This window comes from Marinobacter sp. V34 (assembly GCF_055524115.1).
This window is the reverse complement of record NZ_JBUPZY010000014.1, coordinates 1-15,477: the sequence shown is the minus strand read 5'-3', so window position 1 is coordinate 15,477 and position 15,477 is coordinate 1. Positions and strand designations below refer to the sequence as shown.

13 protein-coding genes are annotated in these 15,477 nt (G+C 55.2%); 2 read left to right on the top strand and 11 right to left on the bottom strand.

Annotation, left to right across the window (positions count from 1 at the left end):
- Positions 1-20: 20 nt before the first annotated feature.
- Both ptsP and AC0B60_RS18595 read right to left on the bottom strand, forming a co-directional pair.
- Entirely contained in the window at positions 21-2,327 is a 2,307-nt protein-coding gene (gene ptsP / locus AC0B60_RS18600; protein ID WP_465087361.1) for a phosphoenolpyruvate--protein phosphotransferase, read from the bottom strand.
- Positions 2,328-2,342: 15 nt separating this feature from the next.
- Positions 2,343-2,873 (bottom strand): RNA pyrophosphohydrolase, encoded by a 531-nt coding sequence (locus tag AC0B60_RS18595; RefSeq protein ID WP_465087360.1) that lies wholly within the window; start codon positions 2,871-2,873, stop codon positions 2,343-2,345.
- A gap of 174 nt (positions 2,874-3,047) precedes the next feature.
- On the opposite strand from AC0B60_RS18595, the gene AC0B60_RS18590 reads away from it, so the two are divergent.
- A complete protein-coding gene (locus tag AC0B60_RS18590) occupies positions 3,048-3,704 on the top strand; it encodes a histidinol-phosphatase (RefSeq protein ID WP_465087359.1) in 657 nt (218 codons plus the stop codon).
- Between the two features lie 61 nt (positions 3,705-3,765).
- Here the strand turns inward: AC0B60_RS18590 and AC0B60_RS18585 are convergent, their stop codons facing one another.
- From AC0B60_RS18585 to AC0B60_RS18575, 3 genes are all read right to left on the bottom strand, one after another.
- A complete protein-coding gene (locus AC0B60_RS18585; protein ID WP_465087358.1) occupies positions 3,766-4,962 on the bottom strand; it encodes a class I SAM-dependent rRNA methyltransferase in 1,197 nt (398 codons plus the stop codon).
- Positions 4,963-5,155: 193 nt separating this feature from the next.
- On the bottom strand, positions 5,156-5,548 hold the full coding sequence (gene gcvH / locus AC0B60_RS18580) for a glycine cleavage system protein GcvH (RefSeq protein ID WP_465087357.1): 393 nt from the start codon (positions 5,546-5,548) through the stop codon (positions 5,156-5,158).
- 92 nt (positions 5,549-5,640) lie between these two features.
- Positions 5,641-6,537 (bottom strand): LysR family transcriptional regulator, encoded by an 897-nt coding sequence (locus AC0B60_RS18575; RefSeq protein WP_465087356.1) that lies wholly within the window; start codon positions 6,535-6,537, stop codon positions 5,641-5,643.
- Between the two features lie 109 nt (positions 6,538-6,646).
- Here AC0B60_RS18575 and metE point away from each other — a divergent pair, with 109 nt between their 5' ends.
- Entirely contained in the window at positions 6,647-8,920 is a 2,274-nt protein-coding gene (gene metE / locus AC0B60_RS18570; RefSeq protein ID WP_465087355.1) for a 5-methyltetrahydropteroyltriglutamate--homocysteine S-methyltransferase, read from the top strand.
- A 129-nt stretch (positions 8,921-9,049) separates the two neighbouring features.
- Here the strand turns inward: metE and AC0B60_RS18565 are convergent, their stop codons facing one another.
- The 6 genes from AC0B60_RS18565 to AC0B60_RS18540 form a co-directional block, all read right to left on the bottom strand.
- A complete protein-coding gene (locus tag AC0B60_RS18565; RefSeq protein ID WP_465087354.1) occupies positions 9,050-9,892 on the bottom strand; it encodes a hypothetical protein in 843 nt (280 codons plus the stop codon).
- 198 nt (positions 9,893-10,090) lie between these two features.
- Positions 10,091-10,702, bottom strand: a complete 612-nt coding sequence (locus tag AC0B60_RS18560; protein WP_465087353.1) for a DUF3592 domain-containing protein — start codon at positions 10,700-10,702, stop codon at positions 10,091-10,093.
- A 32-nt stretch (positions 10,703-10,734) separates the two neighbouring features.
- Positions 10,735-11,691 (bottom strand): formylglycine-generating enzyme family protein, encoded by a 957-nt coding sequence (locus AC0B60_RS18555; RefSeq protein WP_465087352.1) that lies wholly within the window; start codon positions 11,689-11,691, stop codon positions 10,735-10,737.
- Between the two features lie 10 nt (positions 11,692-11,701).
- Entirely contained in the window at positions 11,702-13,813 is a 2,112-nt protein-coding gene (locus tag AC0B60_RS18550; protein WP_465087351.1) for a LysM peptidoglycan-binding domain-containing protein, read from the bottom strand.
- Positions 13,813-14,625: a DUF4123 domain-containing protein gene (locus AC0B60_RS18545; protein WP_465087350.1), complete on the bottom strand. Its 813-nt coding sequence runs from the start codon at positions 14,623-14,625 to the stop codon at positions 13,813-13,815. Before AC0B60_RS18545 ends, AC0B60_RS18550 begins: the two co-directional genes overlap by 1 nt.
- Before the next feature lies 1 nt (position 14,626).
- The coding region (locus tag AC0B60_RS18540) for a type VI secretion system Vgr family protein (RefSeq protein WP_465087349.1) at positions 14,627-15,477 on the bottom strand (851 nt) is incomplete at its 5' end.

The following is a 15,477-nucleotide window of genomic DNA, read 5'->3' as shown; positions in this document are numbered from 1 at the left end:
GACCAATTGGCTATACGCCATCACGAAAGGGCCTTTCCGGCATGGGCAATGGCGCTGGTCTTGCCAGGGCGCAGGTAGCGTCCAAACCCGGCATTCCTCAGAGCCAGATCCACACAACTCTTGATGACATGGGGAGAATCCAGGAGCAGCACATCCTCGAGCAATTGCGCAGACCACTCACGGCTCACACTACGAATAACCGACTTGACCTTCGGCAGGCTCGCCGCGTTCATGGACAGCGAATCGTATCCCATTGCCATCAACAGCAGCGCACCGCCCGGGTCTCCCGCCAGTTCGCCGCAGATACCAACAGGTTTGCCAACCGAATGGGCGTCCTGGGCAACACGCACCAGCGCCTGTAGCACAGCGGGATGATAGGAATGGTACAGCTGCGCAACCCTGGGGTTGTTGCGATCAACCGCAAGCAGATACTGAGTCAGGTCGTTGGAGCCCACGGACAGAAAATCGACACGATCCGCCAGTTCACGAATCTGATACACCGCCGCCGGGATCTCTACCATTACCCCCACCTTGGGCATATGGATGTTGTAACCTTCCTCCCGAACCTCGTGATAGACCCGGTAAATTAGATGAAGTGACTCTTCCACCTCGGAAATGTTGCTGATCATAGGAAGCATGATCTGCAGGTTGTTCAGGCCTTCACTCGCCTTGAGCATTGCCCGCACCTGAACCAGGAATATCTCCGGATGGTCCAGGGTTACGCGGATACCACGCCAGCCCAGGAACGGGTTTTCTTCCTGGATCGGAAAATACGTCAACGCCTTATCACCACCGATATCCAGTGTACGCATGGTGACCGGATTGGGAGCGAAGGCTTCCAGTTGCTCGCGATAATACTCCCGCTGCTCTTGCTCCGAGGGGAAGCGGTCCTTGATCATAAACGGCACTTCGGTGCGATACAGGCCAATGCCTTCGGCACCATGGCTCAGAGAACGTACCACATCCGTCATCAGGCCAGTGTTCACCAACAGCGACACGCGGTGGTTGTCAGTGGTTTCACACGGCAGATCCCGAAGGGCTTCCAGCCCTTTGATCAGCTCGTCTTCCTCGTCACAGATTTCCTGGTAGAAATTTCTCAGGTCCGTGGAAGGTGAAGCAAAGATCTGACCTTCAAAGCCGTCGACAATCAGGTCCTTGCCATCCAGTTGGTTGACCGGAATATCCACAAGCCCCATGACGGTAGGCACACCCATCGCCCGCGCCAGAATGGCAACGTGGGAGTTGCTTGAGCCCTTAACCGACACCAAGCCGACCAGTTGTCCCTTGGGCACTTCTCCAAGCATGGCCGGTGTCAGCTCTTCACTGACCAGGACCGTATTCTCAGGGTAAACCGTGTCTTTCTGTTCGCCTTCCTGCAGGTGGGACAACAAACGCCGACCAAGGTCGCGGATATCCACAGCCCGCTCCTGCAGGTAATGGTCGTCCATCATTTCAAAGTGACGAACGTACTGCTGAACCACCTGCTTCAGTGCGCCCTGGGCCCAGAAACCTTCCTTGATCCGGTTGCCCACCTCACCCGGCATGGCGTCATCGCCAAGCATACGCAAATAGACATCGAACAGAGCCTGCTCTTCCGGGCGAAGCTGGGAAGCAAGCCGGGCCGCTACCCGCTCAATGTCTTCCCGAACCGCAGTTACCGCACCTTCAAACAGCGACAACTCCAGCTCAACATCATCGGTGGGTTTCTCAGGTACAACGTCCAGGTCGGCGGCCGGGTACACCACCACTCCCTTGCCAATGGCAACGCCTGGCGCACCTGGCACACCACTGAAACTGACATCAGTCGCCTCCTCACCGGTCAGGGAAAGGCCGCTGATCGCGCCCGTTGCCTCGCTGTGGGCGATAACGCCAGCCAATTGGGCTGAAACGGTTACCAGAAAGGCTTCTTCACCCTCGTCAAAGCAGCGAGAGCTTTCCCGTTGCTGAACAACAAGTACGCCAAGCACCCGGCGATGGTGAATGATGGGAACACCCAGAAACGAGCGGAAACGCTCTTCGCCCGTCTCAGGAAAATAACGATAGCGGGGATGGGACGGAGCATCTTCAAGGTTGATAGGCTCTTCCCGGGAACCAACCAGACCAATCAGACCTTCGGAATAGGCAAGGCTGACCTGCCCTACCGCTTGCTGGTACAGACCTTCCGTGGCCATGAGTATGTAGCGATTTGTGGCTGGATCAAGCAGATAAACCGAGCATACCTCGGTATCCATGGCTTTCTGCACCCGCGAAACAATGACATCCAGAGCCTCCTGCAAATCGCGGGCACTGTTTACCTCTTGTACAAGACTTCGCAGTATGCTCAGCATGGCGGGTTCAATCCGTCATTTCTGTGTGTCCTTCGCGCGTCGGGAAGGCTCGCCCTGTCGCCACTGTTCCATGTTGTAAAACAGCCGCGGCGCGAGCTCTCGCAGCGCACGTCGATAGACCTCGCGTTTGAACGAAACGACCTGCCCAAGCGGGTACCAGTAGCTAACCCACTGCCAGCCGTCGAATTCCGGCGAGTCCGTGCCGTCTACGCGCACCTGCGCATCCGGCGAAAGCATCCTCAGCAGGAACCATTTCTGTTTTTGTCCCACGCAGACTGGGTGCGAATTGTGCCGCACCATCCTGCGAGGGAGGCGGTATCTCAGCCAGCCACGGGTACAGCTGATGATTTCCACATCGCCTGTACCGAGACCAATTTCCTCCGCCAGCTCCCTGTAGAGAGCCTCTTCCGGTGATTCGTCGTGCTTGATACCACCTTGAGGGAACTGCCAGGAGTCCTGCCCTATTCGCCTTGCCCAGAGGACTTCCCCCCTGTGATTGGCCAGAATGATTCCGACGTTGGGTCTGAAACCGTCCGAATCGATCACGGCACAGTCCTCTTAAAAGTCGGTTGGCCGGATTAAAAATTCACCGGCCGGATTTATCCAAGTTGCTCTCATTCTTACAGAATCCCAAGGCTTCGGCAAACGGAGCCGGTAGCGGCATGTCATGGTAGACTGTGGCGCCTGTAATGGTCGTTGTTCCTTCTGGAGGTAACCAAATTGACGCTTGCGATTTTTGATCTCGATAACACCCTGCTCGCCGGAGACAGTGACCATGCCTGGGGCGAATTTCTGGTGGAAGAGTCCATCGTGGACGCAGAGGAATACCGGCAGGCGAATGACCGCTTCTACGAGGAGTATCTGAATGGCGAGCTGGACATCATGCGCTACCTGAGCTTCGCCCTCCAGCCTCTTGCACAGCATGACACGGAACAACTACTGGCCTGGCGCGAGCAGTTTGTGGCGAAAAAAGTCCGCCCAATGATGCTCGTCAAGGCTAAGGATTTGCTGGAAAGCCACCGGGCCGAAGGCCATACACTGCTAATCATCACCGCCACCAACCGGTTTGTGACCGAGCCGGTGGCGGAACTGCTAGGCATAGAACACCTCATTGCCACTGAGCCAGAGATGGTCAATGAGCGTTATACGGGGGAGGTTGCAGGTGTTCCCAGCTTTCAGGACGGGAAGGTCACCCGCCTGAGTGACTGGTTAGAGTCAACTGGAGAAAGTCTTGAGGGCGCATGGTTCTACAGCGATTCCCACAATGACGCCCCGTTACTTCGAAAAGTCGACAATCCGGTAGCGGTCGACCCCGATCCCACACTTGAAAAAATTGCGAAAGAAAGCGGCTGGAAGATCATAAGTCTCAGAAGTTAGCTGCCATTGTCTGGGCCAGTCAGCGAGGTAAGCGCCCTCGCTGACTGGCCTCCCCCGAAGCTCAAAGAAACCCAGTCAATGACCGAACAAAACAGCTTTTAATATAATCCGTCTCCGGAATCCCCGGCACTACCGGATGATCCGGCGCCTGGTGCCCCTGCTCCAGCAACTGCACAAATCGGTCAATCTTGCGACCACTGCTACGGATAATGTCAGTCAGCTTATCCTGGGACAGATGCATAGAGCACGAAGCAGACACCAGCAACCCATCCCGACCCAGCAGCCTTAAGCCCAGTTGATTCAGGCGCGCATAAGCCTCTTCCCCGGCCTTCTGGTCTCGCCGCCGGGGAATCAAAGCGGGCGGGTCCAGTACGACGATATCGAACTTTTCCTTTTCATCGCAAAGCGCTTTCAAGGCGTCGAAGGCGTCGCCCTCAATGGTTTCAATATTATCAAGGCCATTGATCTTCGCATTGTGATGAACCGAATCGATGGCACCAGCAGAGCTGTCCACACAGGTCACCTGCGTAGCCCCTGCGCAAGCCGCCTGGATACCCCAGCCGCCCACATAGCTGAACACATCCAACACCCGCTTGCCCGGCGCATAGGCCTGCAGCCGCTGCCGATTCATGCGATGATCGTAGAACCAACCGGTTTTCTGTCCGCCTTCCATGGGCACCTCGAAGCGCACGCCATTCTCCTCGACCGGCAAGAGATCTATCTCCGGGCCATGGGCCTGCTCAACATAGGTATCCAGCCCCTCCACCTTTCGCATCTTGCCGTCATTCTTGAGGATAATCGCCCGCGGATGCGCCAGCCGCTGCACCGAGCGAACAATCGATTCCTTCAACTGCTCCATGCCGGCGGTAGAAATTTGAACCACCACCACGTCATCAAACCGGTCAATCACCAGCCCCGAAAGCCCGTCACTGTCCCCAAACACCCAGCGATAAAACGGCTTATCAAACAACCGCTCCCGCAGCGCCAGCGCCGTCTCCACCCGATCGGTGAGCCGCTGAGGGGTCATCCCATGGGCCGCGTTCCGGCTGATCAGCCGGCCACAGATTAGCGCATGCGGGTTTACAAACACCGTTCCCATCGGCTTGTCATTGGCAGCACGCAGCTCGGCTTGAGCACCGGCCTCGAACTCCGTCAGCGGGGAGCGACGGGTATCCACCTCATTGCTGTAGACCCAAAGATGACCAGCCCTGAGCCTGCGCTCGGCGCCTTTTCGAAGGTATAAAACCGGAAAATTCATAAACAACCGCCTGAAGAAATGATGAAGTAAAGGCTTTGATAAACGAAGCCAGCACGGTGTCTGGGGGGATAAGCCGGGCGGGCCTTCCAGAAATGTGCGGAGCCATGGATGGCGGAGCCCAAGCCGCACAGGGACGTCTCGAGGCGTTTTCTTGAAGGCCCGCCCGGCTTATTCCATGCGCCCGAGAATCAGGTCACTCCTCGGCAGCAACATGCTCCGCATAAGCCGCAGCATCCATCAGGCCATCCAGCTCACCGGCATCCGCCAACTGCACCCGGAACAACCAGCCATCACCATAAGGATCCTCATTCACCTTCTCAGGCTCATCCTCCAAGCTCTCATTGACCTCAATCACCTCACCGGTCACCGGACTGAACACATCAGACGCCGACTTCACTGACTCGGCAACACCCGCCTCTTCAGCACCAGTTACCGTCGAACCCACATCCGGAACACCGATAAAAACGATATCCCCCAGCTGATCCTGGGCAAAGTCCGTAATACCAATGGTTGCGGTGCCGTCATCGGCCACACGCACCCACTGGTGAGTCTCAATGTATTTCAGATCCGTGGGTGTTTCGCTCATGGTCAGATTCCCCGATGAATAATTTCGCGCATTTTAACCGAAGAACAGCGCCCCCGCGAACATCTCAACCAAAGTTGCGACCGATTCCGGCTTCAGGCCAGTCCCCAGGTTGTTCCCCGCGCCATCTCCATGAACGACTGAAGATAGGCCACGTCCACATCCCGCTCACGGAGGCCCAGGAAAATCTGCTTATCAATACCCTCTTTCCCCAGCCGTACCGGGCTGATCGGCATCTGGTGTGCGTACTCCTCCACCAGCCAGCGGGGTAAGGCCGACACACCACGCCCCGCCGCCACCATCTGCAGCATGATATCCGTGGTTTCGATGGTCTTATGCCGGGCCGGGCTACTGTGGGCTGGCACCAGGAACCGGGTATAGATATCCAGCCGTTCGGCATCCACCGGATAGGTAATCAGGGTCTCACTTTCAAGGTCAGAAGGCTCCGCCCAAGGCTTGGAGGCAAGAGCATGACTGCTCGGCACGACCAGGACCTGCTCGTAATCAAAGACCGGCTCGTACACAAGCCCCTTGCGGTGCAATGGGTCCGGCGTCACCAACACATCGATGTCGTAGCCGAACAGAGCACCGATACCACCAAACTGGAAACGTTGCTTCACATCCACATCCACGCCTGGCCATTGCTCAAGATACGGCCTAACCACCTTGAGCAGCCACTGGTAACAGGGATGACATTCCATACCAATTCGAAGGCTGCCCCGCTGTCCGCGGGCAATCTGACCCACCAATTCCTCGGCATGCTCGAACTGCGGCAACAAACGATTCGCGAGTGACAACAGATACAGCCCGGACTGAGTGGGCCGCAGTTTACGGCCTTCACGCACCCACACGGGCGTTTCCATCTGTTGCTCCAGCTTTTTCATGGCATGACTGAGGGCAGACTGGGTGAGACACAGGGCGTCCGCCGCCGCTGTCAGGGAGCCGCTCCGATCCACTTCCCGGACGATCTCCAGATGGTTGCGCTCAATCATTGGCCGGCCTTACTTGAAAACAATTCATGAATTCATGAGATTTTACCATTATTTTTCATGGCAGATCAGCACTAGCCTTGATGACCTGAATGACGACAGGAGATTCATCATGGTAACCACTCATAACCTGGGCTTCCCCAGGATTGGCGAACATCGCGAACTCAAGTTTGCCCTTGAAGGCTACTGGAAAGGCGAGCTCAGCGAAGACAATCTGCAACAAACTGCCGCCGGGCTCCGCGCCAGCAACTGGCGGCACCAGCGCCCGCTCACTCTGGCCCCGGCCGGAGACTTCTCGATCTATGACCAGGTTCTGGACATGAGTGCCACACTCGGCAACCTGCCCAAGCGCGCAGGCAAGGCTGATGACAACGAACTGGATCGCTACTTTCGCATTGCCCGTGGTCGTTCTCCATCGGACGACGATTGCTGTGGCGTCCATGCCGGCGAAATGACCAAGTGGTTCGATACCAACTACCACTACATTGTTCCGGAATTCGACGCGGACACACGGTTCAGTCTGAATCCAGCGCGTTTACTGGAACAACTGGCCGAAGCCAGGGCTGTAGGCGTCAATGCCAAGCCAGTTATCATCGGCCCTGTCACCTACCTCTGGCTTGGCAAATCCAAGGACGATACAGACCGGCTCAGCCTGCTGGATGACTTACTGCCGGTCTATGGGGAGCTGTTACAGCTTCTTGCCGACAATGGCGCAGAGTGGGTGCAGATTGACGAGCCAATCCTGGTCACAGAATTGGGAGGCGACTGGCGGCATGCCCTGAACCTGGCTTACCACAACCTCAAGACCAACCCGGTAAAGCTGCTGCTGACCACCTATTTCGGCCAACTGCGAGAAAACCTGCAACTGGCCTGTGAGCTGCCGGTTGCCGGCCTGCATCTGGATGCGACAAACGCCTGCGACGAAGTGTCTCGCGTGACTGACTGGCTGCCGGGACACAAGGTTCTCTCACTGGGCGTGATCGACGGTCGCAATATCTGGAAAACCGACCTGGAAGCTACCCTCGACTGGCTGGAACCGGTTTATCAGAAGCTGCGTGAACGACTCTGGATTGCGCCGTCCTGCTCACTTCTCCATGTGCCGGTAGATCTGGGCAACGAAACCACCATGGACCCGGAAATACGCTCCTGGCTGGCCTTTGCGCGGCAAAAGTTGGGAGAACTGCATTTACTGGCAACGGCGCTTACCGATGGCAAGGATTCGGTAGCCCAGGAACTGAAGAACAATGCAGACGCCATACTCAGCCGTAGGAACTCAACCCGAGTGACGGACCCTCAGGTTCGCAAGTCGGTTGCAGCCATCACGCCTGAACTGGGTCAGCGCAAAAGCAGCTACCAGCAGCGCTCAGCCATCCAGGCCAGCCACCTGAAGCTACCGCGCTACCCCACAACTACTATCGGCTCGTTCCCCCAGACCAAGGATATCCGCCAAACACGGCTCATGTTTCGCAAGGGCGAACTGGCACCCGAGGAATACCAGGAGCGAATCCGCGCGGAAATCCGCCACTGCGTTCAGGAACAGGAACAGTTGGGGCTGGATGTGCTGGTCCACGGCGAGGCGGAACGTAACGACATGGTGGAGTACTTCGGCGAGCAACTGGAAGGCTACGTGTTCAGCCGCTTCGGCTGGGTACAGTCCTACGGTTCCCGCTGCGTGAAACCGCCCATCCTGTTCGGCGATATCTCCCGGCCCAAAGCCATGACCGTGGAATGGATCCGTTACGCCCAGTCGCTGACAGACAAGCCCCTGAAAGGGATGCTCACCGGCCCGGTCACCATCCTGAACTGGTCCTTCGTGCGCGATGACCAACCCCGGAAAGACACCTGCCACCAACTGGCACTGGCCATCCGCGAGGAAGTACTGGACCTGGAACAGGCCGGCGTGAACATCATCCAGATCGACGAAGCTGCCCTTCGGGAAGGCCTGCCTTTGCGCCAGAGCGACTGGCAGACCTACCTGGAGTGGGCCATCGAAGCGTTCCGGATTACCGCAAATGGCGTGAAAGACGAAACCCAGATACACACCCATATGTGTTATTCGGAATTCAACGACATCATCGAAGCCATCGCCCGTATGGACGCCGATGTCATCACCATCGAAACCTCCCGGTCTGACATGGAGCTGCTGGATGCTTTCAAGGGATTTCAGTATCCGAATGATATTGGTCCGGGTGTCTACGATATTCACTCGCCCAACGTGCCGGGGACCGAGCAGATCGTGTCGCTGATGAACAAGGCCGCGGAAAGAATCCCCCCCGAAAGGCTCTGGATCAACCCGGACTGTGGGTTGAAAACCCGGTCCTGGGAGGAGGTGATTCCGGCGCTCAGGGGGATGGTGGCTGCGGCTCGGGAGTTGCGGGGATCGTGAAGCTCCCTGAAGGGGGGGGGGAAGAAGGGCAGTAATGCCTCTCCTTCTCCTCACTCAGGAAGCCACTTTTAGACAGGAAGGCCCCAGCAATCCAATAGCGCTGGGGCCTTAAAGATTCACGAAAGGCAATCAATAACTTTCAGGCAGTTGATCGATGCGTATCCAGTGTTTCGGCTTTCCGAAATTACGACAGTTTACGCACCGCAAGCTGCCGGGTTCGTAGAATTCAAGTTTTAGTAGACTCCAGGAGTTGTCGCTGCTGGTTTTTCCGCAATCTTGCTCAGAATTACTGGAAAAAACATTGAGTGAGCCGTCGGGGCCGCAGTGGGCGAACGTATTGGACAGCGGCCGACCCAGCACATTAATCATGAACATTCCCGCCTTTGAGATGATCAGCTTGGGAGCCTTGTTAAACTGCTCTTCATGGCGCTGGTAATGTTCTATAAATTCCTTGCCTTGCTCCCGATCATAGTCTGGATAGTAAATTCCCCAAGCAGCTTCCGGCACCGGCAACAATCTGGAGCTATTCCAGGTCAACGGATTAATAAGAACTGGAAGTAACAGCGCAGCAACGATCAACCCCATTTTTGGCACCCTGTGCCGCCAAGAATGGCGCAAATCTGGTAACACCTGAATCGACAATCCAACCCATCCACATAACAAAACCACCGCAGACGTAGTCCTCCCATCGAGAAGAAAGTGTGTAAACGCAAATGGCAAGGTTATCAGGCCAGCGATCACACCTTTTCCAATCAGAGTTATTGCCCCCTGGTCACGGAACGGGACGCCGAAAAAAATGCCCAACCAGCCGACCAGGTGGCTCAGAAAAAAGATAGTCAGGAACCCGGTATCCAGAATTGAGTTTTCGAAATAGAAGGAGGGCTTGCTGAAGCCCTCATAAATAATGATCAACAGGTTGCTGAGAAGAATGATTGTTGAGGGGATAAGGAAAAAGGCTGAAATGTAAGGCATTGAAAAGCGAGTTCCTGTCAGTGTCCTTGACTGGCTAGCAGTTGGGCCATCGAATACCAATGTAAAAAAGCCACGACTGTTTATCGGGCAATACACTGTGTCGAGTAATTTCGAACAAGGTAAGCGCCTTCGTCCTGTCCGGACCCAAGGGCTTCATCGTGAAACGATGCACACAGATTTCAAACAAAGCAGAAACCGCTAGAGCAGTTGGCTGATTTCGGCTCCATCCGGAATCTGGGAGGGGCCGTCTGGTTCCCGGCCTTTGAGCATATTGGCAAGCCGACGCTCCAGCACTTTATAAACCGAGGGGTCCAGGCGGAGCACCTTCAGCGGCAGGGGATCACCCTCTCGTAACTTACCAAACAGCCCGGCCTTGCTGAGATAATAAGCACCACTGTAGTTTCTTCCGTTGAACTGGAAATCATACTCTACGAGCAAAATGCACAGGTGATAGCCCTCACCCCTGGGATTGTTATTATGGTCGTACTCTTGATGGAACTGGCATTCAGCAGATTTGCTGGTCAAGACCCCATCAACTTCAACCCCATATTTTCGCAACAAGGCTTGGTCGTAGTAGTAACTTACGCTGGAGTGAGCAGTGACGAAAGCTGTGACAAACGTCGCCGATCCAATCAGAGCGAACAGGCCACCGAAAGCCATGGCTCCCACTTCGCCAAAGCCATTAGCAAAGATGCCCCCACCCACTAGGCCAAAAGCCAACCCGATTCCAAGCAGAATGAAGAAGGCACTGGCGTTGTCTTTTACGGCCGTCCAAAGCAGCGACCAGTCGGTTCCATACTTTCTTTTCACTTAGAAGCTTCCTTTCGTACCTGGACAGCGATTTAGTTGATTGGCTTGGGGGAATTGACCACGCAGCGGAAGCCATTGCCAGGTGCATCCAAAGGTCGCCCCGATCTGGCGAATACTGTGCCGCCGCCGCCGAAGTGGCCTCCCCTGCCAGCCCAATCCCTGACCGTTTTCCGAGGGTCATCTGGATCCACTGGGCTTGCTGGGCCGGCTGGATTAAGATGAGGGGCATGCTCATAGTAATCTGCCTGAAACCAGTCCTGCGTCCATTCCGATACGTTACCAGTCATATCGTATAAGCCCAGCGGGTTAGGCGGATAACTACCCACAGAGCGCCGTTCAAATTTAGCGGAAGAGTGCATTAGCGTATTGCCAGAAGGTGGGATAGATGGATCGACATATTCTGCCGGTCGCCGCAGGTAAGGGTCCTTCCTAACTTTTCCCGAATCGGTAGCATAGGGCACGTCCTGCCCTCTATTTCTAGCAGCGAATTCCCATTGAGCTTCTGTCGGAAGCGCGAATGGCAATCCGGTCTTGCCCGCTAACCACTGACAAAACCCTTCCGCTTCAACATAGTTTGGCGATCTAGCCGGCTTTCGATGGTAATGTGGTGACAGAGGGTCATCCGAAGACTGTATGTATTTACTGGTCGATACTTTTTCCGTGTACTGGTCAAGATGCCCGACATCCTCAAGGTAGACACGAAACTCTCCCCAGGTAGTTTCATAACGGGAGATCGAATAACTATCCAAAGTTACATTGACAGCAGGCTTGGCATGCGATGTCAGAGTAACGTAAGGCCTCCCCGATTCGTCTCCGATATCTCCTAGCTTGAATGTGCCCCCCTCTAGGTACACCTGGTTGTTGACAGCCTGCCGGGCAACCAGATCAATCGCCTCAGGCTCAGGGCCACTGATAAAGATTTCGCAACCACTAATCCCCACCGCAATCGATAGCATAGAGGCGGTGCAACAGAAGGATTTCCGACTCATGGTAGTTTCCCTAAGCAAGGCCACAGATACGACAAGCGTCGAACGGATCGCGCCGAACGGGACGGCCCGCAATAGCTTTCCGATTTTTGAGCTGGCGAATAAACAGGTTCCTTTCCGGTTTGCTCCTGCCCACAAACTCGAATAAACGCTCGAGGTTTTGATCAAGTTCTCCCCTTTTCGCCTGTCCGTCACTATTCATGCGTTTTAGGGTTTCCTCAAAATCACGCCAACTCTGGAAGCTCTCAAGTGCACTTTTCACTGCTTCGACCTTTGTTTCCTTGTCCTCGAAGAAGCCTGGGGTGAGCCACCAGTCGTAAAGAATTGCATCTAACATGACGCCTTTCACTTCAGGGGGAGAGTGCATAAAGACAGCGTCCTCTCCCCGCTCCAAATCGCTCAGAAGGTTTTCTGCAAGTTTATAACTTTTCTCTTCCATATCACGTCCAGAGAAAAAATCGTCAACATATCCAGACACATAGAGCACTCCACCCCTCGCAAGCTCAGAGGCAGCTTGAACACCAGAAAGGCCTTTACTTAAGGAGAAAAGCGCTAAACGTTTATACCAAAAAAAGGCGTCAGTATCCGAGTCAAACAATTCCAGATATCTAAAATCGACCTCGAGCAACGCATTGTAAATAAAGTGAATCAATTTAAAGATCTGGTTTACGCCGACTTCAAGCAAAAAACTGCCCGCAGCACCTACTCCCAGAACCAATCCTGCGTGAAGGTTAAAGTAGAACTTACCCGTCTCATCACTGAACATCAGCCGCGCCTCAAACTCACCCGCCGCCCCCAACGCAGCCTCGACCTTCTGGCCAATCTTACAGAGCGTATCCCAACTGCTGTCAGCGGAGAGCACGTCCTGCCAGCGCAGCTCACCGGCAAGTTCACATCCACCACGAATTCCGGCAAAAAGGTTGCCTTCCATCCCTACGCCCTGCCCTTTCTTTCGGGCTGCGATGCCTTTGATTTTCGGGATGCCCTCTGAGCTATCGACATGTATATTGCCCGCCAAAATGGCGGACGCACCGGCAAAACCTGAGGCTGTAATCGCGAGGGCAGCCTGGAAATGACCCAGTGATTCATACTTTAGCGGGCCATTCCAGCCACCTTCCCGGTAATAAACACGAATTTCACTTCGGTTGCTCGCCGGGAATGCCTGCTCAACGGTGACTTTCCCTTCCGCAAGCGCATACTGAGCTTCCGCCTTGGCCTGGAGATGCACTTTCCCGTTAGCGGGGTTAACTTCCGCATGCCCGCTTGCCCCGGCGGCAAAACGCATGAACTGTGCCGCGGCGGAGGCATCAAAGCCCGTTTCAGCCACCTGTTTTGCCCGATTCTTTCCCCAGATTGACCAGCTTGCTTCATCGTAGAACTGATTGAGCGCCTGCATGATGGCGCCATCGGGGTCAAGGCTCCCTAGTTCTAAATTCACTTTCACCTTGAGCTTGCTTTGCAGTGAATCCGCAAGTTTTCCGCCATCAATACCGTCCTCTGTTAGCCAACCCTCACTGCGGGCCTTGTCCCGGGCAGCGATACTGTAACGACGCGGGTGGGTTTTCATCTTGTCGGAGCGCACATAAGTTCGGTGTTTTTTGCCAGACAAACGCTTGATTTCGGTAAGCTTCGGTGTTGTTTGCACCCCTTCCGGAATCGCTCCCAAATCTGCTAGATGTTCAATGATTTCCTGCTTGCGTTGCTGGACTGGTGTCAATACCTGACCCTCGCCTTCCGAAGGTGTGCTATCGGCGTCCTCTGTGCCCTCAGAAAGGCTCTCAAGCTCGGAATAGAAAGCTTCGATCAACTGACAAATAGCCTTCTCTTCCGCATCCAACTCTTTCTCTTCTTCCTCTGTCAGCAGGATGAGCTCATCAGACCCGGTCGCGTGGTAGATCTCCACGACCTTGTCCTGACAGGGTGACTGCTCAACGACTTTGCCCGGCTCCGAGCGCGCTGTGATGACCTCGTCGGCGGCAGGAACTGCGAGTTTCTGGCCCGGATTTATCCGATTGGGGTTTTCTATTGAAGGATTCAGACGAAGCAAGCGAGTAACCGTTGCGTTGTGCTGTCTGGCTATAGCGGACAGGGTGTCCCCAGAAACAACTTCATAGCTTGCAGGCATTATGCATCTCCATATGACATCATGCTGTCGATTATCTCCAGCCGCTGCCCAGCTGGTTTGTCTTCCGACTGTAGTACTGCCAGAGCATCCGGCTCTTCCAATCGATCACCGTAATAGCAGGCAAGCTCGGCATAGGTGGCAATGTCGCCTTGGGCCTGGAAGCCAAACGAGCTGGCCCTTAACACGATCTGGTCGATTCTAGACATTGATTCTGGAGTAATTGGCCACCCCGCCTGATGAACCAGCTTTTTCCGGAACACAGCTTCGTTGCCGGCCTCAATCGCCCTGAGATGTTCCTCGCTAAGCTGGAACCATCCCTCATTCGACGCTTCCTGGCTCTCACTTGTGCCCGGAACCTCAACGGTTTTCCACCCGTCTACCGGTGCAAAATAGTGCCACCTCGTAACCGGCCCGCTGAATATCGTCAGCTCGTGATCTGAAAGTGATGACAGAAGGGGGTCAATCTGGCTTGGGGAATAGAAACGGAGATAGGCGAGAGCCCCGTCCGGCAACCGTACACTGATCAGACTACGCAAATGATTTCCGAGCGTATGGATATCTGCTCTTGATTCGATAGCGATGCCATCCGATCTCCAATTATTCACGTCTCCCCGCAACCGACTATTTTCAGAAGGGCGGACAATACAAGGACTGACTTCTTTAACCGGCTCGTGAGGCGTACTTCGGTACAAAAGATCCATTTCAGGTCGGTCATCACGCTCATAAATGAACCGGGGGGCATCGATCCGCGCCCCATCCAGAATCAGGAATAGGTCACCGCTATGAGTTGCTCCACAATCGGGAAATGTCACGTCAAACCTCCCCGGCACATGCACAGGGCTCGGAGGTGCAGATGCCATCTTCCTGTCGCCCACATTGCCTACTCAGAGCGATATCATCCCGAGCAACCGCCTTGAGCTTCGACACCGGGCTCGGTTGGGGTGAAGCATTGTTGCGCTGTCCAGTTTCCGCCAGGGTCCCTTCCCCCTTGTTGAATCCTTCTGCACTTAAACTCTTCGGCACACCCGGCGCTTGAGCTGCTACAGGGGTGCCCACGCCAGGCCCACCCCCGGAATTCATTTTCACCATGGGCCCTGAAACCGTCACACCGCTGGGGTCCACCTTCACAAAGCTACCGCCAGCCTTCAGGGTCACTTCCGCACCCGCTTCGATCACGATTTTCATGCCGGCCTTGTGGTGGATTTCGCTGCCGGCTTCGATGAGCTGGTTTTTGCCCTGTTTGCTGTGATGGCTGCCGTTGACGGTGAGACTGGAATCACCGCCGATGGACTCCCGTTTCTCACCATCCACGGTGGCGTGGTCATTGCCCTTGATGTGGGCCTTGCGGTGGTTATCGACGGTGAGGTGGCTGTCGTTTTTGATGACTTCCGTGCGGTTGTTCTCGGTCAGCAAGTCCAGGTCTTTCTGGGCGTGAACGTAGATCTGTTGCTTATCCGCTTCGTCCTCGAATCTCAGTTCGTTGCTGCCCTCACCCTTGTGGGTCTGGGTTTTTAGTGTGGTACGTGTCTTGTGCTCCGGCAGCGCGTACGGCGGGGTGTTGGTGGCGTGGTAGGTTCTTCCAGTAATGATCGGCTGGTCCGGGTCGCCGTCCAGGAAGCTGACGATGACTTCGTTGCCGATTCTTGGCAGGGCCATGAAGCCAT